This window comes from Streptomyces sp. NPDC045701 (genome assembly GCF_056432045.1).
Genome location: NZ_JBWKJV010000010.1, coordinates 1 through 24,908, shown reverse-complemented (window position 1 = coordinate 24,908; position 24,908 = coordinate 1). Strand labels below are relative to the sequence as shown.

23 protein-coding genes and 5 tRNA genes are annotated in these 24,908 nt (G+C 73.3%); 19 read left to right on the top strand and 9 right to left on the bottom strand.

The window, feature by feature from the left end:
• The first annotated feature begins 308 nt into the window (after nt 1-308).
• Both AC07DW_RS14120 and AC07DW_RS14115 read left to right on the top strand, forming a co-directional pair.
• On the top strand, nt 309-860 hold the full coding sequence (locus AC07DW_RS14120) for a TetR/AcrR family transcriptional regulator (protein ID WP_478857906.1): 552 nt from the start codon (nt 309-311) through the stop codon (nt 858-860).
• On the top strand, nt 857-2,401 hold the full coding sequence (locus AC07DW_RS14115) for an MFS transporter (protein WP_478857905.1): 1,545 nt from the start codon (nt 857-859) through the stop codon (nt 2,399-2,401). The genes AC07DW_RS14120 and AC07DW_RS14115 overlap by 4 nt, the downstream gene beginning before the upstream one ends.
• A 121-nt stretch (nt 2,402-2,522) precedes the next feature.
• Here the strand turns inward: AC07DW_RS14115 and AC07DW_RS14110 are convergent, their stop codons facing one another.
• The gene (locus AC07DW_RS14110; protein ID WP_478858056.1) at nt 2,523-3,152 is read right to left on the bottom strand and encodes a lysophospholipid acyltransferase family protein; all 630 of its coding nucleotides are present in this window, start codon (nt 3,150-3,152) and stop codon (nt 2,523-2,525) included.
• 286 nt (nt 3,153-3,438) lie between these two features.
• Here AC07DW_RS14110 and AC07DW_RS14105 point away from each other — a divergent pair, with 286 nt between their 5' ends.
• The 3 genes from AC07DW_RS14105 (at nt 3,439) to AC07DW_RS14095 (ending at nt 6,081) form a co-directional block, all read left to right on the top strand.
• Nucleotides 3,439-4,593: a glycerophosphodiester phosphodiesterase gene (locus tag AC07DW_RS14105; protein WP_478857904.1), complete on the top strand. Its 1,155-nt coding sequence runs from the start codon at nt 3,439-3,441 to the stop codon at nt 4,591-4,593.
• 408 nt (nt 4,594-5,001) lie between these two features.
• On the top strand, nt 5,002-5,559 hold the full coding sequence (locus AC07DW_RS14100; protein ID WP_478857903.1) for a sigma-70 family RNA polymerase sigma factor: 558 nt from the start codon (nt 5,002-5,004) through the stop codon (nt 5,557-5,559).
• Between the two features lie 39 nt (nt 5,560-5,598).
• Nucleotides 5,599-6,081, top strand: a complete 483-nt coding sequence (locus tag AC07DW_RS14095; RefSeq protein WP_478857902.1) for a GNAT family N-acetyltransferase — start codon at nt 5,599-5,601, stop codon at nt 6,079-6,081.
• Here the strand turns inward: AC07DW_RS14095 and AC07DW_RS14090 are convergent.
• Both AC07DW_RS14090 and AC07DW_RS14085 read right to left on the bottom strand, forming a co-directional pair.
• Nucleotides 6,059-6,403 (bottom strand): hypothetical protein, encoded by a 345-nt coding sequence (locus tag AC07DW_RS14090; RefSeq protein ID WP_478858055.1) that lies wholly within the window; start codon nt 6,401-6,403, stop codon nt 6,059-6,061. The genes AC07DW_RS14095 and AC07DW_RS14090 overlap by 23 nt on opposite strands.
• Before the next feature lie 61 nt (nt 6,404-6,464).
• A complete protein-coding gene (locus tag AC07DW_RS14085; RefSeq protein WP_478857901.1) occupies nt 6,465-6,824 on the bottom strand; it encodes a hypothetical protein in 360 nt (119 codons plus the stop codon).
• 73 nt (nt 6,825-6,897) lie between these two features.
• Between AC07DW_RS14085 and AC07DW_RS14080 the strand changes: the two genes are divergently transcribed.
• The 9 genes from AC07DW_RS14080 to AC07DW_RS14040 all read left to right on the top strand — a co-directional run bounded on the left by AC07DW_RS14080 (nt 6,898) and on the right by AC07DW_RS14040 (nt 18,878).
• Nucleotides 6,898-7,545 carry an HAD family hydrolase gene (locus AC07DW_RS14080; protein WP_478858054.1) on the top strand — a complete coding sequence of 216 codons (648 nt, stop codon included), beginning with the start codon at nt 6,898-6,900 and terminating at the stop codon, nt 7,543-7,545.
• Between the two features lie 333 nt (nt 7,546-7,878).
• Nucleotides 7,879-8,976: a methionine ABC transporter ATP-binding protein gene (locus AC07DW_RS14075; RefSeq protein WP_478857900.1), complete on the top strand. Its 1,098-nt coding sequence runs from the start codon at nt 7,879-7,881 to the stop codon at nt 8,974-8,976.
• The gene (locus AC07DW_RS14070; RefSeq protein WP_478857899.1) at nt 8,973-9,644 is read left to right on the top strand and encodes a methionine ABC transporter permease; all 672 of its coding nucleotides are present in this window, start codon (nt 8,973-8,975) and stop codon (nt 9,642-9,644) included. The genes AC07DW_RS14075 and AC07DW_RS14070 overlap by 4 nt, the downstream gene beginning before the upstream one ends.
• Nucleotides 9,645-9,710: 66 nt before the next feature.
• On the top strand, nt 9,711-10,574 hold the full coding sequence (locus AC07DW_RS14065) for a MetQ/NlpA family ABC transporter substrate-binding protein (RefSeq protein ID WP_478857898.1): 864 nt from the start codon (nt 9,711-9,713) through the stop codon (nt 10,572-10,574).
• 179 nt (nt 10,575-10,753) lie between these two features.
• Nucleotides 10,754-11,401, top strand: coding sequence for a GNAT family N-acetyltransferase (locus AC07DW_RS14060; RefSeq protein ID WP_478857897.1), 648 nt, complete (start codon nt 10,754-10,756; stop codon nt 11,399-11,401).
• A 62-nt stretch (nt 11,402-11,463) separates the two neighbouring features.
• A complete protein-coding gene (gene cbiE, locus AC07DW_RS14055) occupies nt 11,464-12,672 on the top strand; it encodes a precorrin-6y C5,15-methyltransferase (decarboxylating) subunit CbiE (RefSeq protein WP_478857896.1) in 1,209 nt (402 codons plus the stop codon).
• Between the two features lie 305 nt (nt 12,673-12,977).
• Nucleotides 12,978-16,532: a nicotinate-nucleotide--dimethylbenzimidazole phosphoribosyltransferase gene (cobT, locus tag AC07DW_RS14050; protein WP_478857895.1), complete on the top strand. Its 3,555-nt coding sequence runs from the start codon at nt 12,978-12,980 to the stop codon at nt 16,530-16,532.
• 255 nt (nt 16,533-16,787) lie between these two features.
• Complete coding sequence (gene cobA / locus AC07DW_RS14045; protein WP_478857894.1) at nt 16,788-18,020, top strand: uroporphyrinogen-III C-methyltransferase; 1,233 nt, start codon at nt 16,788-16,790, stop codon at nt 18,018-18,020.
• A gap of 39 nt (nt 18,021-18,059) precedes the next feature.
• Nucleotides 18,060-18,878 carry a TrmH family RNA methyltransferase gene (locus tag AC07DW_RS14040; RefSeq protein WP_478857893.1) on the top strand — a complete coding sequence of 273 codons (819 nt, stop codon included), beginning with the start codon at nt 18,060-18,062 and terminating at the stop codon, nt 18,876-18,878.
• Between the two features lie 4 nt (nt 18,879-18,882).
• On the opposite strand, the gene AC07DW_RS14035 is transcribed toward AC07DW_RS14040, so the two are convergent.
• On the bottom strand, nt 18,883-20,070 hold the full coding sequence (locus AC07DW_RS14035) for a serine/threonine-protein kinase (RefSeq protein ID WP_478857892.1): 1,188 nt from the start codon (nt 20,068-20,070) through the stop codon (nt 18,883-18,885).
• 470 nt (nt 20,071-20,540) lie between these two features.
• On the opposite strand from AC07DW_RS14035, the gene AC07DW_RS14030 reads away from it, so the two are divergent.
• The 3 genes from AC07DW_RS14030 (at nt 20,541) to AC07DW_RS14020 (ending at nt 22,269) form a co-directional block, all read left to right on the top strand.
• Nucleotides 20,541-20,747 (top strand): hypothetical protein, encoded by a 207-nt coding sequence (locus AC07DW_RS14030; protein WP_478857891.1) that lies wholly within the window; start codon nt 20,541-20,543, stop codon nt 20,745-20,747.
• Nucleotides 20,748-20,996: 249 nt separating this feature from the next.
• A complete protein-coding gene (locus AC07DW_RS14025) occupies nt 20,997-21,959 on the top strand; it encodes a phosphotransferase family protein (RefSeq protein WP_478857890.1) in 963 nt (320 codons plus the stop codon).
• Nucleotides 21,960-21,999: 40 nt separating this feature from the next.
• Nucleotides 22,000-22,269: a TFIIB-type zinc ribbon-containing protein gene (locus AC07DW_RS14020; protein ID WP_478857889.1), complete on the top strand. Its 270-nt coding sequence runs from the start codon at nt 22,000-22,002 to the stop codon at nt 22,267-22,269.
• Between the two features lie 58 nt (nt 22,270-22,327).
• Here AC07DW_RS14020 and AC07DW_RS14015 read toward each other — a convergent pair.
• The 5 genes from AC07DW_RS14015 to AC07DW_RS13995 form a co-directional block, all read right to left on the bottom strand.
• A tRNA-Val gene (locus AC07DW_RS14015) sits at nt 22,328-22,399 on the bottom strand.
• 34 nt (nt 22,400-22,433) lie between these two features.
• Nucleotides 22,434-22,505 (bottom strand) — tRNA-Val (locus AC07DW_RS14010).
• A 19-nt stretch (nt 22,506-22,524) separates the two neighbouring features.
• Nucleotides 22,525-22,596: transfer RNA gene (locus AC07DW_RS14005), tRNA-Val, on the bottom strand.
• A gap of 1 nt (nt 22,597) precedes the next feature.
• A tRNA-Cys gene (locus AC07DW_RS14000) sits at nt 22,598-22,671 on the bottom strand.
• Between the two features lie 35 nt (nt 22,672-22,706).
• A tRNA-Gly gene (locus AC07DW_RS13995) sits at nt 22,707-22,779 on the bottom strand.
• Nucleotides 22,780-22,924: 145 nt separating this feature from the next.
• Between AC07DW_RS13995 and AC07DW_RS13990 the strand changes: the two genes are divergently transcribed.
• Both AC07DW_RS13990 and AC07DW_RS13985 read left to right on the top strand, forming a co-directional pair.
• Complete coding sequence (locus AC07DW_RS13990) at nt 22,925-23,980, top strand: chorismate-binding protein (RefSeq protein WP_478857888.1); 1,056 nt, start codon at nt 22,925-22,927, stop codon at nt 23,978-23,980.
• The gene (locus tag AC07DW_RS13985) at nt 23,977-24,789 is read left to right on the top strand and encodes an aminotransferase class IV (protein WP_478857887.1); all 813 of its coding nucleotides are present in this window, start codon (nt 23,977-23,979) and stop codon (nt 24,787-24,789) included. Before AC07DW_RS13990 ends, AC07DW_RS13985 begins: the two co-directional genes overlap by 4 nt.
• The last annotated feature ends 119 nt before the right edge of the window (nt 24,790-24,908 follow it).

Sequence of the window (24,908 nt, the reverse complement as noted above, 5' to 3'; positions counted from 1 at the left end):
GCGAGCGCGTCGAAGTCCGGCCGGAGCGGGCCGACACGCGGATGGACGCGCACCAGCAGGGCGGCGGCGAGGTGTTCGCGCGCCCCCTCCTCGCGGACGTACGGCGTGATGTCGTCGTCGAGCCGGGCGAGGGCCTCCCGGCCGCGTGCCGGAGGAGGTGCCGCGTCTTCCAGAAGGCCCCGCCGGGGCCTTCTGGTGCATCCGGGGCCAGTCGACGTACGGCGGCGGCTCAGCCTTCCGTTCTCCTACCGGAAGTCATTCGCTTCCTGTATGAGACGTCGATGTCTCATATGGCTTAGGGTCGTCTCATGACAGTCGACCGTGAGCAGGTGCTGCGCACCGCCGCCGCCCTCCTCTCCCGCAAGGCGACCGCCACCATGGACGAGGTCGCCCGCGCCGCAGGCATCGGCCGCGCCACCCTGCACCGGCACTTCGCCGGACGGGACGCGCTGGTCAGGGCGCTGGAGGCGCTCGGGATCCAGAAGTTCGAGGCGGCCATCGACACCGCCCGGCTCGACGACGGCACCGCCGAGGAGGCCCTGCGGCGACTCATCGCCGGGCTGGAGCCGGTCGCCGGACTGCTCGCCTTCCTCGTCACCGAGAACCAGCTCTTCGAGGGCGACCGGGTGAACGAGGGCTGGGCCCGCCTCGACGCCCGCGTCGCCGCGCTCTTCCGGCGTGGCCAGGAGCAGGGCGAGTTCCGGATCGACCTCACGCCCGCATGGCTGACCGAGGCGCTCTACGGCCTCATCGGCACCTGTGCCTGGGCCGTGCAGGACGGGCGGGTCGCCGGCAAGGACTTCCAGTACATGATCACCGAGTTGCTGCTCGGTGGAGCACGCAGGAGCGTGGAGAGATGACCCGTACCGACCGGCTCGCGAAGGAAGCGGAGGTCTCGCGCCGCCCCGGCCGGTGGCTGGCACTGGCCGTACTGGTGCTGGCCGTGCTGCTGGTGGCGGTCGACGCCACCGTACTCGGCCTGGCGACCCCGTTCCTCAGTGAGGACCTCAAGCCGACCGGCACCCAGCTGCTGTGGATCGGCGACGTCTACTCCTTCGTCATCGCCGGCCTGCTCGTCTCCATGGGCAGCCTCGGCGACCGCGTCGGGCGCAAGAAGCTGCTGCTGACCGGTGCCACCGCCTTCGGCGCGGTCTCCGTGCTCAACGCGTACGCCACCAGCCCCGAGCTGATGATCGCCGCCCGCGCCCTGCTCGGCGTCGCCGGCGCGACCCTCATGCCCTCCACCCTGGCGCTCATCCGCAACCTCTTCCACGACCCGCGCGAGCGGAGCCTCGCCATCGGCATCTGGGGCGCCATGGCGTCCGCGGGCGCGGCCGTGGGACCGGTCGTCGGCGGGTTCCTGCTGGAGCACTTCTGGTGGGGCTCGGTCTTCCTGATCAACCTGCCGGTGATGGTGGTCCTCGTCCTCGTCGGCGTGAAGTACATCCCCGAGTCGAAGAACCCCGCACCCGGCCCCTGGGACCTGCCCAGCGTCGCCCTGTCGCTGATCGGCATGATCGGCGTGGTGTACGCGGTCAAGGAGGCCGCCGCGCACGGGCTGCGCACCGACATGGCCGTCGCCGCCGTCATCGGCGCCGGCGCGCTGGCCTGGTTCGTACGGCGCCAGCTCCGACTGGACGCACCGCTGCTCGACATGCGGCTGTTCCACCACCGGGGTTTCTCCGGGGCGGTGCTGGCAGACCTGCTGACCATCCTCGGCCTGTCCGGGCTCGTGTTCTTCCTCTCCCAGTTCCTCCAGCTGGTCCAGGGACGTTCCCCTCTGGAGGCGGGCCTGGCCGAACTGCCCGCCGCCGTCGGAGCGGTGACGGCCGGTCTGATCGCGGGCACCGTCGCCCGGCGCTTCTCGGTGCGGGCCGTGGTGTCGGGCGGCCTCGCCGCGGTGGGCCTCGCGCTCGCCGCGCTGACCATGCTCGACCGCTCCACCGGCTACCCGATGCTCGGCGCGTCCCTGCTGGTCGTCGGCGTCGGCGCGGGTTTCGCGTTCACGGTGACCGCCGACGTGATCCTGTCGAGCGTGCCGCGCGAACAGGCGGGCGCCGCGTCGGCGGTGTCCGAGACGGCGTACGAACTCGGCGCGGCGCTCGGCATCGCGGTCCTCGGCTCCATCGTGACCGGCGTGTACAGCGACTTCGTCAGCCCGCGCGGCGTCCCCGCGGCCACCTCGGCGGCGGCGCACGAATCGCTGGGCGGCGCGGTGGAGGCGTCCGCCGGCCTGCCGGACGCGACGGCGGGGGCGCTGGTCACCGCCGCGCAGCACGCCTTCGTCGAGGGCCTGCGCATCGCGGCGGGTGTCGGCACGGCCGTCCTGCTGGCGACGGCGGTCGCGGCCTGGTTCCTGCTCCGGGGCCAGAAGCTCGAAGAGGGCGTCGAGCACCCGTAGGCACCGACGCCCCGTCACACCGGCATGCGCCGCGTCGAGAGGGATCCCCGCGCCACGGCTGAGGGCCGCACCCGAACGGGTGCGGCCCTCAGCCGTACGGGGGCGACCCCCCCTCGTGCCGTTACGCCGCCTTCGCCTTGGTGGCGTACATGTCCACGTACTCCTGGCCGGACAGCCGCATCACCTCGGTCATCACCGAGTCCGTCACCGCCCGCAGCACATACCGGTCACGGTCCATGCCCTCGTAGCGCGAGAACTCCATCGGCTCACCGAAGCGGACCGTCACCCGGCCCGGCCGGGGCAGGCCGGCGCCGCCGGGCTGGAGCTTGTCGGTGCCGATCATCGCGAACGGCACCACCGGCGCGCCGGTCATCAGCGTGAGGCGGGCGATCCCGGTGCGGCCCCGGTACAGGCGTCCGTCGGGGGAGCGGGTGCCCTCCGGGTAGATGCCGAAGACGTTGCCCTCCTCCAGCACCCGGCGACCCGTCATCAGCGCGGCCACGCCACCGTTGGCGCCGTCCCGGTCCACCGGGATCATCCCGACCCCGGTGAAGAACCAGGCCATGAGCCGGCCCTTGAACCCCTTGCCCGTGACGTACTCGTCCTTGCCGATGAAGCAGACCTGCCGGTCGCACACGATGGGCAGGACGATCGAGTCGATGAACGTCAGGTGATTGCCCGCCAGGATGACCGGCCCGTCACCGGGAATGTTCTCGGCGCCCTCCACCTGTGGGCGGAACATCAGGCGCATGACCGGACCGAGCACTGCCTTGATGAGCGCGAAGCGGGACAACGAGTCCTCCGTCGAAGTAGCCGACCACGTACGTGACCAGTATGTGCAGGTGAGGACGATACTCGCGGGTTCCACCCGCGCGCACACCGGGTTCACCGGGTCGATACGCCGTGTTGACGCGCGTTTTCCCGGCGTTCGTCCGGGGTCTCCCCTGTGTAAGACCCCGCTGCCTACGATCGGGCCCTCGCTCGACGACCGCTCGGCCGTCGCTCGACCGGCCGAAGAACACCACGAAGGAGCCTTCATGACACAGGGTGCGCACACGAGTCCCGGCCGAAGGACCGTACTGGGAGCGGCGGTCCTCGGCACGGCCGCCCTCACCGCGGGCGCGGCCGGAACCGCCGCGCAGGCGCACGGGCGGCCCCCGGGCAGGCACCCGCGCCTGCCCGTTCCAACGGTCGTCGCGCACCGCGGTGCCAGCGGCTACCGCCCCGAGCACACCCTCGGGTCCTACCAGCTCGCCCTCGACATGGGCGCGGACGTCATCGAGCAGGACCTCGTCCCCACCAAGGACGGCCACCTCGTCTGCCGCCACGAGAACGACATCACCGGGACGACGGACGTCGCCGACCACCCGGAATTCGCCTCCCGCAGGACCACCAAGACGATCGACGGCACCGCGCAGACCGGATGGTTCACCGAGGACTTCACCCTCGCGGAGCTGAAGACCCTGCGCGCGAAGGAGCGCATCCCCGGCGTCCGCCAGGAGAACACCGCCTACGACGGGCGCTGGCCCGTACCGGCGTTCGAGGAGGTGCTGCGCTGGGCCGAGAAGGAGGGCCGTCGCCGCGGCCGCCAGGTGTGGCTGCACGTCGAGACCAAGCACCCCACCTACTTCCGCGGGATCGGCCTCCCCCTCGAGGAACCGCTCGCGAAGCTGCTGCGCCGGTACGGGCGCCACGGCGCCGGCTCGCCGACGTTCCTCCAGTCCTTCGAGCCGAGCAGCATGCGGCGGATGGCCGGGCTCGTCTCGGCACCGCGCGTCGTCCTGCTGTCGGGCGCCGGGACCCGCCCCTGGGACTTCACCGAGTCGGGCGACCCGCGTACGGTCGCGGACCTCATCACGCCCGAGGTCCTGAAGTGGATCGCGTCCTACGCCCAGGGGATCGGCCCGACGCTGGACCTCGTCATCCCCCGGCGCCCCGACGGCACGCTGGGCGAGCCCACGACCCTGGTGCGCGACGCGCACGCCGAGGGGCTGCTGCTGCACCCCTACACGCTGCGCAACGAGAACAGCTTCCTGCCGGCCGAGTTCCGCCGCGGGTCGGACCCGGCGGCGTACGGGGACGTCTTCGGCGCGTACGAGGCGTACTTCGCCACCGGCATCGACGGCATCTTCACCGACCAGCCGGACACGGGCCTGCTGGCCGCGGCGGACTTCCGCGCCGCCCCCCACTGACCGCCCGCCCCGCGCGGTGCCCCGCCCAGCGGCACGGTGCCCCACCGTTGTGGGCAGTCGTCCCGCTGGGGTGGCCCGGGTGGGCACAAGGGGACCGCCCCGGCGTCCCGCTGCGCCGTGCCCCATCCGGCGGGGGCCTGCTGATGGGTGGGCGGGGTGGGGCCCCTCCGGGCTCGTCTCCCCGGGGCCGGCGGCCTCGGCCCTCACAAGGAGCCGTCACAGCGCCGCCGACTTCTGCGGGGAAGACCCGCACGGCTCCAGCCCGGCCCGGACGCCGGGTGCGGGAAGGGGGGAGGGCAGGGCCCGCTCCGAGCGGGCGCGTCAGCGCTCCGGCGCGGTTGCCGCTCGTACGGGCGGTTTCGCGCCCGAGCGGCAACCACCGTGCCGCGCCGCGGTGTCGTGGGCGGTATGACACCCCCCGAACACGACCACCCCCGCAGCCCGGAACCCGGCACCCTCGCCGAGCTGGTCGGCGCCCTCACCGCGCTGCTCGCCGCCGAGTCGGCGGCGGAAGCCGCGGCCGCCGGCGTCGAGCCCGGCGACCTCGAACAAGCCGTGTGGCTCAGGCTCCTGGAGCGCCTCGACGGCGGCCCCGGCGTGCCCAGCCGGCCCGCCGACTGGCTCCGCCGTGCCGTCCGCGCCGAGGCCCGCCGCGCCCGGCGGGCCGTCGTGCGGGAACTGCCCTACGCCCACGACCCCGTGTCGGACGCCGAGCCCGAGCGCGCCGCGCTCGTCGCCGAACGGCGCCGGGCCCTGCGTACCGCCATCGCGCGCACGCCCGTCCACTGCCGGCGCCTGCTCACCGCGATGCTGTCGCCCAGCGACCCCACCTACCGAGAAATCGCAGGAGAGTTGGGTATCTCACAAGGCAGTTTGGGGCCAATGCGTTCCCGTTGCCTGGGATGCCTGCGCAGAATGCTCGCGGCAGAGGTTGCCGTTCCTGAACATCGGGGAAAGGAGCGGTAGACCCACAGGGTGGACCAGGTGAGCCGGAGGCATGCATACATGGGCATGAGCGTGACCATCTCAGCGGCGAGCGCGCAGGACGCCGAACAGATCCTCAAGCTGCAGTACCTGTGCTACCAGAGCGAGGCCGAGCTGTACGGCGACTACGGCATCGAACCGCTCACCCAGTCGCTCGACGACCTGAAGGCCGAACTCGACCGGGGACACGCCCTCGTCGCCCGGCTCGGCGACGAGGTCATCGCCTCCGTACGCGGCGAACTCGACGACACCGGAACCGCCACCATCGGCAAGCTCATCGTCCACCCCCGGCTCCGCCGCCACGGCCTCGGCAGCCGCCTCCTCGACGCCATCGAGGAGCACTTCGCCGCCGGCGGATCACCCGCCGCCAAGCGCTTCCAGCTGTTCACCGGCCACCGCAGCGAGGGCAACCTGCGCCTCTACCGCAGGAAGGGGTACGCGACCGTGGCCACCCGCGAAGTGGACCCGCGCCTGACGCTCCTCACACTGGAGAAGGCCGCCTAGCCTTCCGCAGCCACAGGATCCCGGTCACCGGCAGCAGCACCGGGATGAAGACGTACCCGTACCCGTAGTCGGACCAGACCGTGGCGTCCGGGAAGGCGCCGGGATCGGCCAGCGTCCAGGTACCCACGGTCAGCACGCCCACCAGCTCGGCGGCGCAGCACACCAGCGCCGCCCTGCGGGCCGTCTCCCCGCCCCGCACCAGCGTGTAGGTGATGAACACGTACACGACGGCCGCCAGGGCCGAGAGCGTGTACGCCAGCGGTGCCCGGCCGAACTCGGTCGCGATCTGCAGCACCGACCGCGACACCGCGCCCACCGACATCACCCCGTACAGCCACACCAGCAGCAGCCCGGGGCCCTTCGCCAGACCGCGCCCCGCCACCTCAGGCCGTCCAGATGTCGTAGAGGCGCACTTCCAGCACCGCCAGCACCACCGCGCCGGCCGCGACGGTCGCCGAACCCCAGCGGGTGCGCTCCGCCAGCGACAGGAAGCCCGCCGCCGGCACCGCGCACACCGCGCCGATCAGGTACGCCAGGAAGATCGCCGTGCCCTCGTCGGCCGTGTCGCCCCCCGCCAGCCGGACGACGCCGATCACCAGCTGCGCCAGGGCCAGCACCGACACCACCGCCATGCCGATGAAGTGCCAGTCCTTCGTCGGCTGGTCGCGGTACGCGGCGAAGCCGCACCAGGCGGCGAGGGCGAGCGCGGCCACGGAGACCGCGACCGTCAGGGCGTCAAGCATGCGCCCGAGACTATTACGGGCCAAAAGACCCGGTGCGACCGCCCCCGGTAGCGGAAACGTAGGCTCCATGACCATGAGGATCCACGCCGAAGCCCTGCTGTTCGACAACGACGGAACCCTCGTCTCCTCCCTGGAGTCCGTCCACCGGTGCTGGACCCGGTGGGCCGAGGAGTACGGCATCGCGGCGGAGGACTTCGCCCGGGTGGAGCTGCACGGCCGCCCCGCCGTCGACATCATCGCCGAGCTGCTGCCCGCCGACCGGATACCCGGCGCCCTGGCCCGTATCGAGCGGCTGGAGGTCGAGGACGTACCCGGCGGCGTGGAGCTGCTGCCCGGTACGAAGGAACTGCTCGCCTCCCTGCCGGCGGGCCGATGGGCCGTCGTCACCTCCGCGACCCGCCCGCTTGCCGAGGCCCGGCTGCGCGAGGCCGGCATCGACGCCCCGGTCGTGATCTCCGCCGACGACGTCACACGCGGCAAGCCCGACCCCGAGCCCTACCTGCTCGCCGCCGCGAGGCTCGGCGTCGCCCCGGACCGCTGCGTGGTCTTCGAGGACGCCCCCGCCGGGCTGGCGTCCGGCCGCGCCGCCGGTATGCGGACCGTGGCCTTGGCCACAACGCACGACCGCCGCGACCTGGTGGCCGACCTCGTGGTCACCGACCTCTCCCAGGTGTCCGCCCAGGTCACGGCGGACGGAGTGGAGATCGGAGCGACGCCCTGACGGCAACGCGTGTCCGCATACCGCAGGAAGACAGTCCGCTATACGGACACTCATCCGGGTCCCGGCAGAGCGTCTGGTTTACTGACCCGCATGACCACGACGAGCAGCCGCACCTTTGCGACCGAGGCGATGACGACGCCCGGTGCTCGTTGTATGTGTCGAATGTGCGCCTTCTGAGGGCCCCTGCCTGAGCCTCGCGCCCCGAAGCGAGACCCGACAGCCACGCCGTGTTCCGTACGCGATCGAACGGAACACGCCTGCCCCGCGCACGCGCCGTCCCCCGGCCCACCGGCCGGAACCAGCCGTGCCGCGCGTCGGAACGACGAATGCCCCGTGCCCGGCGGACACCGCGCCGTGCACTCGACAGTGACGGAAACCCCTGTGATCACCACTACGGGCCTGACCAAGGTCTACGAGTCGCGAGGCCGCCAGGTCACCGCTCTGGACGGCGTCGACCTGCATGTCCGCGAAGGCGAGGTCTTCGGCGTCATCGGACAGAGCGGCGCCGGCAAGTCCTCGCTCATCCGCTGCGTCAACCTCCTGGAGCGCCCCACCTCCGGCACCGTGACGGTCGACGGCACCGACCTCACCGCGCTCGCCGGCGGCGGCCGCCGCGCGGGCAAGGACCTGCGCCGGGCCCGCAGCCGCATCGGCATGGTCTTCCAGCACTTCAACCTGCTGTCCTCACGCACCGTGAAGGACAACATCGAACTGCCGCTGGAGATCCTCGGCGTCACCGGCGCCGAACGCTCCCGCCGCGCCCTCGAACTCCTCGACCTCGTCGGCCTCTCCGACAAGGCCAAGGCGTACCCCGGCCAGCTCTCCGGCGGCCAGAAGCAGCGCGTGGGCATCGCCCGGGCGCTGGCCGGCAACCCGAAGGTGCTCCTCTCCGACGAGGCCACCAGCGCCCTGGACCCCGAGACCACCCGCTCGATCCTCCAGCTGCTGCGCGACCTCAACCGGCAGCTCGGCCTGACCGTCCTGCTCATCACGCACGAGATGGACGTCGTCAAGCAGATCTGCGACTCCGCCGCCCTGATGAAGAAGGGCCGCGTCGTCGAGTCCGGCACCGTCGCCGAGCTGCTCGCCACCCCCGGCTCCGAGCTCGCCCACGAGCTGTTCCCGGTGACCGGCGAGGCCTCCGGCGCCGACCGCACGGTTATCGACGTGACGTTCCACGGCGAGGCCGCCACCCGGCCGGTGATCTCCCAGCTCTCCCGTACGTACAACATCGACATCTCGATCCTGGGCGCCGCCATGGACACCGTCGGCGGAAGGCAGATCGGCCGTATGCGCATCGAACTGCCCGGCCGTTACGAGGAGAACGTCGTCCCCGTCGGCTTCCTGCGCGAACAGGGCCTCCAGGTGGAGGTCATCCGCGAGGAACCGCGCGTGCCCGCGCAGGGCCCGGCCAAGGAGATCGCGAAGTGACCTGGGAAGAGATGCGGCCCCTGCTGGAGCAGGGCACCGTCGACACGCTCTACATGGTGCTGTGGTCGACCGTCGTCACCGTCATCGGCGGGCTGCCGCTGGGTGTCCTCCTCGTCCTGACCGACAAGGGTGGCCTGCTCCAGAACCGGCCGGTGAACAAGGTCATCGGGGTGATCGTGAACATCGGCCGCTCGCTGCCGTTCATCATTCTGCTGGTGGCCCTGATCCCCGTCACCACGCTCGTGGTCGGCACCTTCATCGGCCCCACCGCGATGATCGTGCCCCTGTCCATCGGAGCCATCCCCTTCTTCGCGCGCCTCGTCGAGACGGCGATCCGCGAGGTCGACCACGGACTGGTCGAGGCCGTCCAGTCCATGGGTGGCGGAATCCCGACGATCGTGGGGAAGGTACTGCTCCCGCAGGCCCTGCCCTCGCTGATCTCCGCGCTCACGACCACCGTGATCACCCTGATCAGCTACTCGGCGCTGGCCGGCGCGGTCGGCGGCGAAGGACTCGGCTCCAAGGTCATCACCTACGGCTACCAGCGGTTCGAGACCGGCTTCATGCTCATCACCGTGGTGCTGCTGATCGTCATCGTCACGATCATCCAGCTCATCGGAGACCTGGCCGTACGCCTCCTCGCCCGCCGGGGCCGTACCGCTTCCTGACCTCCCCCTCACAGCCCGCACTCCTTGTCCGGGCGTTGTCCGCACCACCAGAAAGAGGCACTTTTCGTGCGTAAGAACATCAAGCTCACCGGCGCCTTCGCCACCATCACCGCCCTCGCCCTCGGCCTCACCGCCTGCGGCACGGCCTCCGACCCGTCCGCCTCCAAGGGCGGCTCCGGCAAGGCCGACGCCTCCTCGCCGCTCGTCGTCGCCGCGTCCCCGACGCCGCACGCCGACATCCTGACCTACGTCCGGGACAACCTCGCCGAGAAGGCCGGCCTCAAGCTGGAGGTGAAGGAGTTCACGGACTACGTCCTGCCCAACACCGCCACCGAGAGCGGCCAGGTCGACGCCAACTACTTCCAGCACAAGCCGTACCTGGACGACTTCAACAAGAAGAACGACACGCACATCGTCCCGGTCGTCGACGTCCACCTGGAGCCGCTCGGCCTCTACTCCAAGAAGCTGAAGTCCCTCAAGGACCTCAAGCCCGGCCGGACCGTCGCCGTCCCCAACGACACCACCAACGGCGGCCGCGCGCTCAAGCTGCTCGCCGACAACGGCGTCATCACCCTGAAGGACGGTGTCGGCGCCAACGGCAAGCTGTCCGACATCAAGGACAAGAAGGGCCTGGAGTTCAAGGAGCTGGAGGCCGCCACCGTGCCCCGCGCCCTGAACGACGTCGACGCCGCCGTCATCAACGGCAACTACGCCATCGAGGCCAAGCTCAGCCCGGCCGAGGACGCCCTGGCCCTGGAGAAGGCCGAGGGCAACCCGTACGCCAACTTCCTCGCCGTCAAGAAGGGCAACGAGAAGGACGCGCGCGTGCGGAAGCTCGCCGAGCTCCTCAACTCGCCCGAGGTGAAGAAGTACATCGAGGACACCTACAAGGACGGCTCCATCGTCCCCGCCTTCGGCGCGGTCAAGTAAGCCCGTCGGCAGGGCGAGCGGGCCCCGCGCACTCCGTCCGGTGCGCGGGGCCCCGCCGGTGTCGACGCATCGACGAGTCGACGTATTTGTACCGACGAATCCGTACCGACCCGGCCATGCGCACCACCGACTGCATGCTGCATGCTGTGCGTTCACGGCCTTTACGGACGGTCCCCGGCATGGAGCTGCGCATGACTACCACCTTTCCGGACATCTCCATCAGCACGGAACGGTTGGTGCTGCGCCCTTACGAGGACGCGGACGTCCCCGCGCACACCGAGATGATGAACGACGAGATGGTCGTCGCCTGGACCCCCGTACCCCACCCCTACACCACCGCCCACGCCGAGGACTGGGTGCGCAGGATCGCTCCCGCGGAACGCACGGAGGGCCGCGGCGTCGTCCTCGCCGTCACCGAGTTCCTCACCCAGCGGCTCGTCGGCATCGTCCACCTCCGGAACACCAACTGGCGCACCCGCGCCACCGAGATCGCCTACGTCACCGCCCCCTGGGCCCGCGGCGAGGGATACGCCACCGAGTCCGTCCTCGCCGTCGCCCAGTGGCTCTTCCGCGACCAGCGCTTCGAACGCCTGGAGCTGCGCACCGCCGCCGACAACACCGCCTCCCAGCAGGTCGCCCAGAAGATCGGCTGCATCAGCGAGGGCGTCCTGCGCAACGCCTGGATAGCGCGCACCCAGACGGAGGACGGCGGCTGGACCGACATCAGGACCGACCTGATCGTCTGGAGCCTGCTCCCCGAGGACCTGGAAGGCGCCGCCGACCAGCTCGCCGACGCCGGGTACTCCTCGTTCACCGACTGGAACTGAGACCCGGTACGCTCACCAGCACTCCACTCGACCCCCACCAACACTCCAGGAGACGGACGAAGATGGCCGACCGGGTCACGGTGATCGGATGGGACGGCTCGCCCCTCACCGCCGCCGCCAGGTCCGCCCTCTCGGCCGCCACCCTGGTGGCCGGAGCCGGCCACCACCTGGCCCTCCCGGAGGTTCCGCCCACCGCCGAACGCGTCCGCCTCGGCAGCGTCGACCTCGCCGCCCGCCGCATCGCCGGCCACCGCGGGACCGCCGTGGTCCTCGCCGACGGCGACCCCGGCTTCTTCGGCGTCGTCCGCACCCTGCGCGCACCCCAGTACGGCCTCGAGGTCGAAGTGGTGCCCGCCGTCTCCTCCGTCGCCGCCGCCTTCGCCCGCGCCGGCATGCCGTGGGACGACGCCCGGATCGTCGTCGCCCACAGCCGTACGCTGCGCCGCGCCGTCAACGTCTGCCGGGCCCACCCCAAGGTCGCCGTCCTCACCTCCCCGGGCGCCGGACCCGCCGAACTCGCCCTCCTCCTCGACGGCGTCCACCGCACCTTCGTCATCTGCGAGGAACTCGGCACCGAGCGCGAGCAGGTCACCGTGCTGACCTCCGACAAGGCCGCCGACCACGCCTGGCGCGACCCCAACGTCGTCATCGTCATCGGCGGCACCGCGGCCGCTTCCCAGGGCGGCGGATGGCTGATGGGCCAGGACCCCGGAGCGGTACGCGGCTGGGGGCTGCCCGCACACGTCCACGGTGACGACCTGCGCATCGGCGAGTCGGCCGGCCTGCGGGCCGCCCAGCTCGCCCGCCTCGGCCCGCGCGCCGGCGACCTCGTGTGGGACATCGGCTGCGGCGCCGGGCCGCTGGCCGTGGAGGCAGCCCGCTTCGGAGCGGCCGTGATCGCGGTCGACGAGGACCCGGCCGCCTGCGCCCGCACCGAGGCCGCCGCACGCCGGTTCGGCGTACAGCTCCAGACCGTGGCGGGACGCGCGCCGCACGTGCTCGAGCGACTGCCCGAACCCGACGTCGTGCGCGTGGGCGGCGGGGGAGCGGTCGTCGTCACCGCCTGCGCGGACCGCCGCCCCGAAAGGATCGTCGCGCACGCGACCACCCGCGACGAGGCCGAGGCCATCGGCACGGCCCTGGCGGACGGCGGGTACGAGGTCGAGTGCGCCCTTCTCCAGTCCGTCGACCTCGACCCGGGGGCCTGGACGGAACGCGACCGCCAGGTGGTCTTCCTGCTGTCCGGGCACAGGCCGGCGCCCTCCCCGTGACCATGTCACCACGCGACGGCGGGTAGGCTGGCCGATTGTTGTACGGCGGCCGGGCGTTCGAAGATTGGTTCGTCAATGTCCGGAAAAGGGGGATCTTTTCGACCCCCGGCGTGGTACGGCGTTACCGGGGGGTTGCGCAACGTGGCGCAGTCCACAGCCGAGGGCGGCGGATCCCGCTGCCACGGCGGCCGAAGGCCGCGACAATACGTGATGTCCGCGCGCCGTTCGTGCCGCGCGGCGCGCAGGCTCGTTCTTGTTGACGGGCGACGGTCTGAAGGAGCACAACCGATGGGCGAGGGGTACGCATGACTGACACCGGCCAGGTCCCGGGCGAGGGGCAGCCGGAGAACGCAGGCATGGTGGAGCAGCCGGGCATCCCCGCTCCGGGCGCGTACACCTTCCTGGACCCCTCCGAGAACACCGCCGAGGACGACGACCTGCTGTTGATGCCGGGGTCGCAGGGTGCCTGGGGCGAGCCGCCGGCCGGCGTCGCCCCGGCGCCGGCGGCATCCATGGCGATGCCCGCCACGGTTCCGCCGACGGTGGACCCGGTGGGCGCGGCAGTGATCGCCGAGCAGCAGGCCGCGGCCCAGCAGCTCCAGCAGGCCGGGTACGACCCGTCCGCGCAGGCCGCTCCGATGGCGCACGACCCGGCCGCCCCCGTCGCCTACGAGCCGGCCGCCTACGAGCCCGCCCCGCACGCGGAGCCGGTTCCCGACGCCGCGGCGCACGACGCCGGGGTGCCCGAGGCGGCGGTGCACGAGACCGCCGTCCAGGACGCCGCAGTCGGCCCGTACGAGCAGGTCGCGCACGAGCAGGTCGCGCCCGAGCCCGTGGTCCACGAGCCCGTGGTCCACGAGGCCGGTGCGCACGAGGCCGGTGGCCGTGACTCCGGCTCGGTCGACCTCTCCGGCGTACGGATGCCCGAGGCGGCCCCGGCCGCCGCTCCCGAGCCCGCCCAGGTGCAGGCTCCCGCGCCCGCGCGGCGCCCGCTCCACATGGGTCCGCCGGTACCGGGCACCTCGGGCGGAGTCGTCCGCTCGCTCGCCGACCGCGGGCCCGCCAATCCCGGACCGGCGACCTCCGGCGGTGGTCCGGAGTACCTGGACGTGCCGCGCGAGGCGCCCGCCGCCGCGCTGCCCGGCCCGCAGCTCGGCGAACTGCCGCCGCAGAGCGCGGAGCCGTGGTCGCAGCCGCAGGCGCCGCAGATGCCGCTCCCTGCCGCAGCAGAAACGGTCGTTCCTGCGCCGGCGCCCGCGCCGACCGGGCAGTTCGTCCCGGTCGAGGGCTCCGTCCCGACCGCGCCGCACCTCGCCCCGATGCCGTCCGCCGCCCAGGAGGTGGCCGTCGAGCCGGTGCCCGAGCTCGCGACCGGGCCCTCCCCGGAGGCGGCCGGGTCCCCCCAGGACATCGCCGTGACCGTCCCGGCACCCCGGGACGGCGGAGCCCCGGCCGTGACGGCGGCCCCGGCCCAGCAGCCGGTGCCGGCTGCCGAGGCGGCCGTGCCCGAGGCGGCCGTGCCCGAGGCGGCCGTCCCCGAGCAGGCCGAGGTTCCCGCGCAGCCGGTCGCCCCGGAACCCGCGCCCGCCGAGCCGGTGGCGGAGGCGGCCGGTGCCGAGCAGGCGGTGCCCGCCGAGCAGCCGGTCGCCGACCCCGTGGCGCCCGTCCCGGCGCCCGCACAGCCGGCGCCGGCGGAGATTGTCGCCCCCGAACCGGTCGCCCCCGAGCCGGTCGCCGACCCCGTGGCGCCCGTCCCGGCGCCCGCACAGCCGGCGGAGATGGTCGCCCCCGAGCCGGTCGCCGAGCAGCCGGCGCCCGCACAGCCGGTGCCCACCGAGCAGCCCGCGCCCGAGGTCACGGCGCCCGAAGAGCCGGTGTCCGCCGACCGGCCGCTACCCGCCGAGGAGCCCATGCCGGCCGAGCAGCCGGTGGCCGCCGACGCCGCGCCCGAGCAGGTCGCGCCCGAGCGGCCCGAGGCCATCGAGCCGGAGGCCCCCGTCGCCGCCGCCCCGGCCGCTCCCGACGTCGCCGCCGCCCCGGAGCCCACGCCCACCCCCGCCGTCGCCGCCGCCCCGGACGACGCCACCGCCGCGCCGGACGCCACCGCCCCGGAAACCGCCGGCCACGGCGCGCCGGCCCCCGGTTACGACGACGTCGAACGCGAGGCCGTGCTCCGCGTGATGCGCGAGCGCCGCGACATCCGCAACGGCTTCCGCAGCGACCCGATCCCGCACGAGGTCCTCCTCCGGGTCCTCGAAGCCGCCCACACGGCACCGTCCGTCGGCCACTCGCAGCCCTGGGACTTCGTCGTCATCCGCTCCGCCGAGACGCGGCGCACGATGCACGAGCTCGCCCAGCGCCAGCGCGAGGCGTACGCGAAGTCGCTGCCCAAGGGCCGGGCCAAGCAGTTCAAGGAACTGAAGATCGAGGCCATCCTCGACACCCCGGTCAACATCGTGGTCACCGCCGACCCCACGCGGGGCGGCCGGCACACCCTGGGCCGCCACACGCAGCCGCAGATGGCGCCGTACTCCTCCGCGCTCGCCGTCGAGAACCTGTGGCTCGCCGCCCGGGCCGAAGGGCTCGGCGTCGGCTGGGTCAGCTTCTTCGACGAGCGGGAGATGGTCCGCGCCCTCGGCCTGCCCGAGCACCTCGAAGTCGTCGCGTACCTCTGCGTGGGGTACGTCGACGAGTTCCCGGAGGAGCCCGAGCTGATGCAGGCGGGCTGGTCCAGGCGCCGCCCGCTGTCGTGGGTCGTCCACGAGGAGACGTACGGCCGCCGCGCCCTCCCCGGCGAGGAGCCGCACGACCTGCTGCAGGAGACCGTCTCCAACATCCGCCCGCTCGACGCCAAGGCGCTCGGCGAGGCATGGGAACGACAGAAGCGCATGACCAAGCCCGCCGGTGCGCTCGGCATGCTGGAGATCATCTCCGCCCAGCTCTCCGGACTGTCCCGGATGTGCCCGCCGCCCATCCCCGAGCCCGCGGCCGTCGCGATCTTCGCGGGCGACCACGGGGTGCACGCCCAGGGCGTCACCGCCTGGCCCCAGGAGGTGACGGCCCAGATGGTCGCCAACTTCCTCGGCGGCGGCGCGGTCTGCAACGCGTTCGCCAACCAGGTGGGCGCCGAGGTCTGCGTCATCGACGTCGGCGTCGCCGGCGACCTGCCGGCCACCCCCGGCCTCCTGCCGCGCAAGGTGCGCCCCGGCACCGCCGACTTCACCACCGGCCCCGCCCTCAGCCGCGAGGACGTGCTCGCGGCCGTCGAGGTGGGTATCGAGACGGCCCGGGACCTGGTCGCGGCCGGCAACAAGGGCCTGCTGACCGGTGAGATGGGCATCGCCAACACCACCGCGTCCGCCGCGCTGATCTCCGTCTACACGGACGTCGACCCCGCCGAGGTCACCGGCCGGGGCACGGGCATCAACGACGAGATGCACGCCCGCAAGGTCGACGTCGTCCGGCGCGGACTGGAGCTGCACCAGCCGGACCCGGCCGACCCCATCGGCGTCCTCGCCGCGGTCGGCGGCCTGGAGCACGCGGCGCTCGTCGGCTTCATCCTGGGCGGTGCCTCGCTGCGTACGCCGGTTGTCCTCGACGGCGTGAGCGCGGGCGCCGCGGCCCTCGTGGCCCGGGCCATCGCCCCCGAGGCGCTGGCGGCCTGCATCGCCGGTCACCGCAGCGCTGAGCCGGGCCACATGGCGGCGCTCAACAAGCTGGGCCTGCGCCCCCTGGTGGACCTCGACCTCCGCCTGGGCGAGGGGACCGGTGCCCTGCTGGCCCTCCCGGTCATCCAGAGCGCGGCCCGCGCGATGCACGAGGTGGCGACGTTCGACTCGGCCGGCGTCACCGAGAAGTAGCCGACCAGCGGTACGCGGACGGGTGCGGGGCGGGCCCCGCACCCTCCGTACCGCGTCGTCCACGAGTGACGCGCACCCGTGAGCCCCGCGCGACGAACCGGGTCCCCGGGGCACCGCCCCCGGCCCGCCCGGCGGGGCGCACCGTATCGTGGTCGCAGCGTCCCCAGCGCCGCGCCACCCCCGCCCCACCAGCCGCTTCACCGTCGCAGCGGCTCCGCACACCGCACCACCGCCTCGCCGAGGAGCCGCACCGCCATGGCCGAGAACGCCGAGCACCCCGCCTACCCCGTCGGACTGCGCCTGACCGGGCGCCGCGTCGTCGTCATCGGCGGCGGCCAGGTCGCCCAGCGACGCCTCCCCGCCCTCATCGCGGCGGGCGCCGACATCACCCTGGTCTCCCCGTCCGCCACGCCGTCCGTCGAGGCCATGGCGGAGGCCGGTGAGATCACCTGGACCAGGCGCCGGTACGAGGACGGAGACCTGGCCGACGCCTGGTACGCCCTGATCGCCGCCACCGACCCGGAGGCCAACGCCCGCGCGTCCGCCGAGGCGGAGCGCAACCGGGTCTGGTGCGTACGCTCCGACGACGCCGAGGCGGCCACGGCCTGGACCCCGGCCACCGGCCGCAGCGAGGGCGTCACCGTCGCCGTGCTCACCGGGCACGACCCGCGCCGCTCCGCCGCCGTGCGGGACGCCATCGTCGAAGGGCTGCGCGACGGGTCGATCGCGGCGCCGCACCACCGCTCCCGCACCCCCTTCGTCGCCCTGGTCGGCGGCGGCCCCGGCGACCCGGACCTGATCACCGTGCGCGGCCGTCGGCTGCTGGCCGAGGCCGACGTGGTCGTCGCCGACCGCCTCGGCCCGCGCGACCTGCTCGACGAGCTGCCGCCGCACGTCGAGGTGATCGACGCGGCGAAGATCCCGTACGGCCGGTTCATGGCCCAGGAGGCCATCAACAACGCCCTCATCGAGCACGCCAAGGCCGGCAAGTCCGTGGTGCGGCTCAAGGGCGGCGACCCCTTCGTCTTCGGCCGGGGCATGGAGGAGGCACAGGCGCTCGCCGAGGCGGGCATCGCGTGCACGGTCGTGCCCGGCATCTCCAGCTCGATCAGCGTCCCAGGAGCGGCCGGCATCCCGGTCACGCACCGGGGCGTGGCCCATGAGTTCACCGTGGTCAGCGGCCATGTCGCGCCCGACGACCCGCGCTCGCTCGTCGACTGGGCGTCGCTCGCCAAGCTGACCGGCACCCTCGTCATCCTCATGGGCGTCGACAAGATCGGGGCGATCGCCGAGGCGCTCATGGCGCACGGCAAGGCCCCGGACACCCCGCTCGCGCTGGTGCAGGAGGGTACGACGGCCGCCCAGCGCCGGGTGGACGCGACCCTCGCCACGGTGGCCGAGCGGGTCGCGGCGGAGGACGTACGCCCGCCCGCCGTGATCGTCATCGGCCCGGTCGTCGCCGAGGGCCCGCACAAGAGCACCACGTAACCAGTTGGCACCCCGCACCGGACAAGGCGATATCACCCCGTGGCCGATCTCCTCACCATCGACGACCCCGACGACCCGCGCCTGCGCGACTACACCGGCCTGACCGACGTCGAACTGCGCCGCAGGCGCGAGCCCGCCGAGGGCCTGTTCATCGCCGAGGGCGAGAAGGTCATCCGCCGCGCCCGGCAGGCCGGGTACGAGATGCGGTCGATGCTGCTGTCCGCCAAGTGGGTCGACGTCATGCGGGACGTCATCGACGAGGTCCCGGCGCCCGTGTACACGGTGACGCCGGACCTCGCCGAACGCGTCACCGGCTACCACGTCCACCGGGGCGCCCTCGCCTCCATGCAGCGCAAGCCGCTGCCCACCGCCGGCGAACTGCTCGCCGGCGCCCGCCGGGTGGTCGTCATGGAGGGCGTGAACGACCACACGAACATCGGCGCCATCTTCCGCAGCGCCGCCGCCCTCGGCATGGACGCCGTCCTGCTGTCGCCGGACTGCGCGGACCCGCTGTACCGCCGGTCGGTGAAGGTCTCCATGGGCGCGGTCTTCTCCGTCCCGTACGCCCGTCTCGACACCTGGCCCCGAGGGCTGGAGACGGTCCGGGAGGCGGGCTTCAGACTGCTCGCCCTGACGCCCGGCGAGAAGGCCACGAGCATCGACGCGGCCGCCCCGCACCGCCTGGAGCGGGTCGCCCTCATGCTGGGCGCGGAGGGCGACGGACTCACCGCCAAGGCGCTGATGGCGGCCGACGAGTGGGTGCGCATCCCGATGGCCCACGGCGTGGACTCGCTCAACGTGGGCGCGGCGGCCGCGGTCGCCTTCTACGCGGTGGCGGCCGGCCGCCCTCAGGACTGAACCGCTACCCCTGAAGGCCCTGCGCAGCCGCGATCCCCAGCAGCACGATCAGCGTCACGACCACGAACACGAAGAGCCGCTGCCGCAGCAGCCGGGGGTTCGCGGGACGGCGCGGGCCACCACCGGCTCCCGTGCGCACCCCGGGCCTCGACGCCGTCCGGCCGCCGCCCGTCCGGGACGGCGGACGGGCCTGGTTGCGCGGCGACGAGACGCGCGGCGGTTGCCCGCCCCGCGCCTTGGGCGCCGGCGTGCGCTGGGCGCGCCCCTGCGTGGTGCGCTCCGGGTAGCGCTCCGTCAGCCGCCCCGTGGGCCGGTCGTCCACCGGCCGGCCCGCCGACCGCGCCGCCGGCGGCCGGACGTCCGACAGCCCCTGCGCCTCGCGGGCCGCGATCTCCTTCAGCCGCATCGACAGTTGCAGCGTGCTGGGACGGTCCTCCGGGTCCTTGGCGAGACAGGCCCGTACGAGCGGCGCGAGCGCGTCCGGCACGCCCTGCAACTGCGGCTCCTCGTGCACCACCCGGTACAGCATGACCTCGGAACTGCCGTGCCCGAAGGGCGAGTCCGCCATCGCCGCGTACGCCAGGGTCGCCCCCAGCGCGAAGACGTCCGTCGCCGGGGTCACCGCCGCGCCCCGCACCTGCTCGGGTGCCAGGAAGCCGGGCGAGCCCACCGCCGTGCCCACATGGGTCAGCGTCGAGGCGCCGGTCGCCCAGGCGATCCCGAAGTCGATGATCCGCGGGCCCTTGGGGGACAGGAGGATGTTGGACGGCTTCAGGTCCCGGTGGACCACCCCGGCCTCATGGACCGCGACCAGCCCCTCGGAGAGCGCCGCGCCGATGGCCGCGGTGTCCGCCGCCGACAGGGGACCCTCCTCGGCGACCTTGTCGTGCAGGGAGGGGCCCGGTACGTATTGGGTGGCGAACCAGGGACGGTCGGCCTCCAGATCGGCCGCCACCAGCCGGGCCGTGCACCCGCCGCGGATCCGCCGGGCGGCAGACACCTCGCGCGCGAAGCGCGACCTGAACTCCTGGTCCTCGGCGAGATCCGGCCGGATCACCTTCAGGGCCACCCGCTGCCCGCGCCGGTCCGACCCGAGGTACACGACCCCCATGCCGCCCGCGCCGAGCCGCCGGTGGAGCCTGAATGAGCCGACGACACGCGGATCCTCGCGCCGGAGCCGCATCATCGCCATGTCCGTCCCCTACCTACGGTGGGGAGGCCCCACCCTCGCTGCACCGTGTCCGTTTGACGTGGCACAGCTTACGTACCCGCGCCCCGGGGTGCTCATAGGCCGCGCCCTCGCGGGCCGATCGATTGTCGGTGCCGCCGGGGGCCGGAGACCCGGCCGCCGCCCCAATGGCCGCCGCCGTCAAGGGGGTTGACCCTCCGGGGTGACGGACCGTTCGGAGGGGCCGACCGGACGTGAGGGACGTCACCCGCCCTGCGGCCCCTGGGGAAGACCCCCGACCTCTGGCGGCCCGTCTCCACCCAGGGGAGTACGCCGCCCACCGGCGGCTCATCCTCCGGGAGGCCCGCCAAAGGGTACGCGGGCATGACGTGCCGGGCCCGCCGCTTCCCTAATGTTGAGGTCAAGCGGCGGGTACGGTACTCGTCCCCCGAGGTCGGACACCCGCCGCTGCTGGAACCGACGGGAGAGGAACCATGGCGGACACGGCACCGCGGGCGATGGTCCGCACGCAGGGACGGAAGGCGTACGCCTCGTCCGGCGGCCGCCCGGCCGGCCGGCGTCACCCACTGGTGGCGACGGCGATGGTCCTCCCGCTGGCCGCGCTCCTCGTGGTCGCCTTCGGCGGCTGGGACGCGGTGGTCACACAGGCGTCGTCCGTGGGCGTGATGCTGGGGCGCTGAGCGGCGCCCCGGACCCGGGAGAGCGGCCCGGGTCGGGGTCATCCGGCCAACAACCCCGTGGGGACGGGGGTGCGGCGGACGGCAGCGGTGGCCGGCAGCTGGGGAGCTGCCGGCCACCGCTTTGTCTCCCCTGGGCGGCCGTGAGCCCCTCCTGGGGTGGCTCACCCGCCACGCGACGCCTGCCGGTGGGCGGGGAGGTGAGCCCGGAGGGGACCCGGCCCGGGCTCCGCGTCCGCGTAGGGTCGGGGGGTGCAGCAGCAGAACGATCCCCTCGTGCGGGAGCTCGGGGTCATCGCCCGGCGGGCCGCTCATGCCGGAGTGCCGTGCCGCGCGTGCGGGGCGGCCGGCACGGTCCTGGCGGCCCGGCCCGACGGCACCGTCGTCCGGCACGGTGACGCCGTCGTCAAGGCGCACGCCCCGGACACCGAGACCGCCGCCCACCGCGCCCGCCTCGCGGTCGCGGCCCACCCCCGCCTGGCGGGCATCCTCCTGCCGCCCCTCCCGGCGAGCGCCCCCGACGTGGCCGGGCGCCCGGTGAGCGCCTGGCCGTACGGCAGCCCCGTCGACCCCGCCGACCCGGACGCCGCGCCGTGGGAAGAGGCGGCCACCCTGCTCGCCCGCCTCCACCGCGTACCGCCCGGCGAGCTGCCCGGCCCGCTGCCGGTGACGCGCGGCCCCGCCAAGGCGGCGCGGGCCGTGGCGCGGATGGCGGCGGCCGGGCCGCACCCCGCGACCGGGCCGGTGCGCGCCGCCTGGCGCGGTCTGCCCGCGTGGGCGCGGGGCGAGGCGCCCGGCCCGGGGCCGGTGGCGGTCTGCCACGGCGACCTCCACCTCGGCCAGCTGGTCCGCCACCCGGCCGCCGGCGGCCCCTGGCTGCTCATCGACGTCGACGACCTCGGTCTGGGCGACCCGGCATGGGATCTGGCGCGGCCCGCCGCCTGGTTCGCGGCCGGCCTGCTGGCCACTGAGGTGTGGGACCGTTTCCTGGGCGCCTATCGGGCGGCGGGCGGCCCGGCCGTGCCCCCCGACGGCGACCCGTGGCCCCGGCTCGACGTGCCGACCCGTGCGCTGACCGTGCAGACGGCGGCTCTGGCCATCGCCAAGAGCACCGCGGAGAACCGGGACTTGGACGACGTCGAGCTGAGCGTCGTCGACGCCTGTGCCCGAATTGCGACACTCCCGCCTGAGTTGGACCCGGGGGCTCCGTCGTAGGGTGAGGACACCATCCGTCAGACGAGGAGTTGAGCCGAGCATGCAGTGTCCCAAGTGCCATGCCCCCATGCACACCTACAACCGCAACGGCGTCCAGATCGAGCAGTGCAGCGGCTGCCGGGGGATCTTCCTCGACTATGGCGAGCTGGAGGCCCTGACCCGCCTGGAGGCGCAGTGGGTCCAGCAGGCCCCGCCCGCACCGCCGGCGTACCCGGCCGCTCCGGCTCCGCACGCCCCTGCCTGGGGTGCCCCGCACCACGGGCACCACGGCCATCAGCGCGGCTTCGGGCGGATGCTCTTCTCCTCCTGAGCGGGCGGAACGACGACGAAGCCCCGGCCGCGAGACGCGGCCGGGGCTCCGGACCATGTGGACGATACTGGGATTGAACCAGTGACCTCTTCCGTGTCAGGGAAGCGCTCTCCCGCTGAGCTAATCGTCCTCGGGACCACGATCCGAGGATCATGGGCACTGCGTGCGCGATACTGGGATTGAACCAGTGACCTCTTCCGTGTCAGGGAAGCGCTCTCCCGCTGAGCTAATCGCGCGGGGGATCCGAAGATCCAGTGGACGATACTGGGATTGAACCAGTGACCTCTTCCGTGTCAGGGAAGCGCTCTCCCGCTGAGCTAATCGTCCTTGGAGGTGGAGACGGGATTTGAACCCGTGTAGACGGCTTTGCAGGCCGTTGCCTCGCCTCTCGGCCACTCCACCAGGAGTGCAGGGGTTCGGGAAGATCCCCCACTTCGAGCGGACGACGAGATTCGAACTCGCGACCCTCACCTTGGCAAGGTGATGCTCTACCAACTGAGCCACGTCCGCTTGTCGTTTCCGTTCCGCTTCCGCGGCCCGGCGACGTGTTGAACTCTAGCGGATTCCCGAGCCAGTACAAAAACGCGTTTGCCCAGCGTGCTGCGCTGACCCCGGTCCGCGCCGTCCCGTCCGTCCCCGCCCTAGACTCGCACCCGTGCACGACCTCGCTCCTCTGGCCCGCTTCGGCGGCCTCGTCGCAACCGACCTGCGGGATGTCACCAGTGACCCCGAGGCCCTCGACTCGTCCGGCTTCTGGGCCGTCTCCGCGGACTTCGAGGGCCGTCTGACCTGCGCCCGCTTCGGTGACGTGCGCCCCGTGCCGGTGCCCGCTCCGGTGCCCGGGGCCTGGCGCGGACCCGCCGCCGGTGACTGGGCGTCCTCGCTCGACCGCGACGCGTACACCGCGGGCGTACGGCGGATCAGGGAGCACATCGCGGCCGGCGAGGTGTACCAGGCGAACCTCTGCCGGGTGCTGTCGGCGCCCCTGCCGGACCTCGCCGCCGACGTGGACGCGCTCACCGCGCTCCTCGCCCGCGGCAACCCGGCCCCCTACGCCGGAACGATCCGGCTGCCCGCCCACGGGGTGGAGATAGCCACCGCCTCGCCCGAGCTCTACCTCCGGCGGGACGGCTCCACCGTCGAGTCCGGCCCCATCAAGGGCACCGGCAGGACCGCCCAGGACCTCCTGGACAAGGACCGCGCCGAGAACGTGATGATCGTCGACCTCGTCCGCAACGACCTCGGACGGGTCTGCGCCACCGGCTCCGTCACCGTCCCCGAGCTCTGCGCCGTCGAGCCGCACCCCGGCCTGGTCCACCTCGTCTCCACCGTGCGCGGCGAGCTGACGCCCGGAGCGGGCTGGAAGGACCTCCTGGACGCCACCTTCCCGCCCGGCTCGGTGACGGGCGCGCCCAAGTCCAGCGCCCTGCGGATCATCGAGGAGCTGGAGAACGCGCCCCGCGGCCCGTACTGCGGTGGCATCGGCTGGGTCGACGCCGACCGCCGCACGGGAGAGCTGGCCGTCGGCATCCGCACCTTCTGGATCGACCGCGCCGAAGGCGCGGGGGTGCTGCGCTTCGGCACCGGCGCGGGTATCACCTGGGGCTCCGACCCCGCACGCGAGTGGGCCGAGACGGAACTGAAGGCCTCCCGGCTGCTCGCGGTAGCGTCGGGGACGTACCGGGCGAGCGGAAGGACCATCGGGAAATGAAGCTGTGGGTCAACGGCGGGCTGCACGACGCGGAGGCCGCCAGGGTCTCCGTACTGGATCACGGCCTGACGGTGGGCGACGGCGTCTTCGAGACGCTCAAGGCCGTGGCCGGCCGGCCCTTCGCGCTGGAGCCCCACCTCGACCGGCTGACCCGCTCCGCGCGCGGCCTCGGCCTGCCCGACCCGGACCTCGACGAGGTGCGCCGTGCCTGCGCCGCCGTGCTGGAGGCCAACCCCATGCCACTGGGCCGGCTGCGCATCACGTACACCGGAGGGCTCTCGCCGCTCGGCTCCGACCGCGGGGACGCCGGCCCGACGCTGGTCGTCGCCCTCGGCGAGACCGGCCACCGCGCCGACACCACCGCCGTGATCACCGTCCCGTGGACCCGCAACGAGCGCAGCGCCCTGGCGGGCCTCAAGACCACCTCGTACGCCGAGAACGTCGTCGCCCTCGCCAGGGCCCACGAGCGGGGCGCGAGCGAGGCGCTGTTCGCCAACACGGTCGGGCAGCTCTGCGAGGGCACCGGGTCCAACGTCTTCGTCGTGCTGGACGGGCAGCTCCACACGCCGCCGCTCGCCTCCGGCTGCCTGGCCGGCATCACCAGGGCCCTGACCGTCGAATGGACCGGCGCCCAGGAGACCGAACTGCCGATCGGCGTCCTGGAGCGGGCCGACGAGATCTTCCTGACCTCCACCCTCCGCGACGTCCAGGCCGTCCACCGCGTCGACGAGCGCGAGCTGACCGGTGCGCCCGGGCCGGTCACCGCCAAGGCCATGCGGATCTTCGCGGAGCGCGCGGCGCAGATGTGAGCCCGTGGTCGCGGGGTGGGTAGAAGAATCTCAATGATCGTGTCAAGCCGCCTGCGTGACCGGCGGGGCGGAGGTGAACAGCCTCTTGTCACGCAGCATGGCCCACAGGACGTCGACCC

Excerpts from the sequence above, each read along its gene's own strand:
- AC07DW_RS14115 (WP_478857905.1), top strand. The coding sequence starts at position 857 with ATGACCCGTACCGACCGGCTCGCGAAGGAAGCGGAGGTCTCGCGCCGC.
- AC07DW_RS14100 (WP_478857903.1), top strand. The coding sequence starts at position 5,002 with ATGACACCCCCCGAACACGACCACCCCCGCAGCCCGGAACCCGGCACC.
- AC07DW_RS14035 (WP_478857892.1), bottom strand. The coding sequence starts at position 20,070 with ATGGCGATGATGCGGCTCCGGCGCGAGGATCCGCGTGTCGTCGGCTCA.
- AC07DW_RS14060 (WP_478857897.1), top strand. The coding sequence starts at position 10,754 with ATGGAGCTGCGCATGACTACCACCTTTCCGGACATCTCCATCAGCACG.
- AC07DW_RS14030 (WP_478857891.1), top strand. The coding sequence starts at position 20,541 with ATGGCGGACACGGCACCGCGGGCGATGGTCCGCACGCAGGGACGGAAG.
- AC07DW_RS14020 (WP_478857889.1), top strand. The coding sequence starts at position 22,000 with ATGCAGTGTCCCAAGTGCCATGCCCCCATGCACACCTACAACCGCAAC.
- AC07DW_RS14110 (WP_478858056.1), bottom strand. The coding sequence starts at position 3,152 with ATGCGCCTGATGTTCCGCCCACAGGTGGAGGGCGCCGAGAACATTCCC.
- cobT (WP_478857895.1), top strand. The coding sequence starts at position 12,978 with ATGACTGACACCGGCCAGGTCCCGGGCGAGGGGCAGCCGGAGAACGCA.
- cobA (WP_478857894.1), top strand. The coding sequence starts at position 16,788 with ATGGCCGAGAACGCCGAGCACCCCGCCTACCCCGTCGGACTGCGCCTG.
- AC07DW_RS13985 (WP_478857887.1), top strand. The coding sequence starts at position 23,977 with ATGAAGCTGTGGGTCAACGGCGGGCTGCACGACGCGGAGGCCGCCAGG.
- AC07DW_RS14120 (WP_478857906.1), top strand. The coding sequence starts at position 309 with ATGACAGTCGACCGTGAGCAGGTGCTGCGCACCGCCGCCGCCCTCCTC.
- cbiE (WP_478857896.1), top strand. The coding sequence starts at position 11,464 with ATGGCCGACCGGGTCACGGTGATCGGATGGGACGGCTCGCCCCTCACC.
- AC07DW_RS14090 (WP_478858055.1), bottom strand. The coding sequence starts at position 6,403 with ATGTCGGTGGGCGCGGTGTCGCGGTCGGTGCTGCAGATCGCGACCGAG.
- AC07DW_RS14085 (WP_478857901.1), bottom strand. The coding sequence starts at position 6,824 with ATGCTTGACGCCCTGACGGTCGCGGTCTCCGTGGCCGCGCTCGCCCTC.
- AC07DW_RS14095 (WP_478857902.1), top strand. The coding sequence starts at position 5,599 with ATGGGCATGAGCGTGACCATCTCAGCGGCGAGCGCGCAGGACGCCGAA.
- AC07DW_RS14105 (WP_478857904.1), top strand. The coding sequence starts at position 3,439 with ATGACACAGGGTGCGCACACGAGTCCCGGCCGAAGGACCGTACTGGGA.
- AC07DW_RS14080 (WP_478858054.1), top strand. The coding sequence starts at position 6,898 with ATGAGGATCCACGCCGAAGCCCTGCTGTTCGACAACGACGGAACCCTC.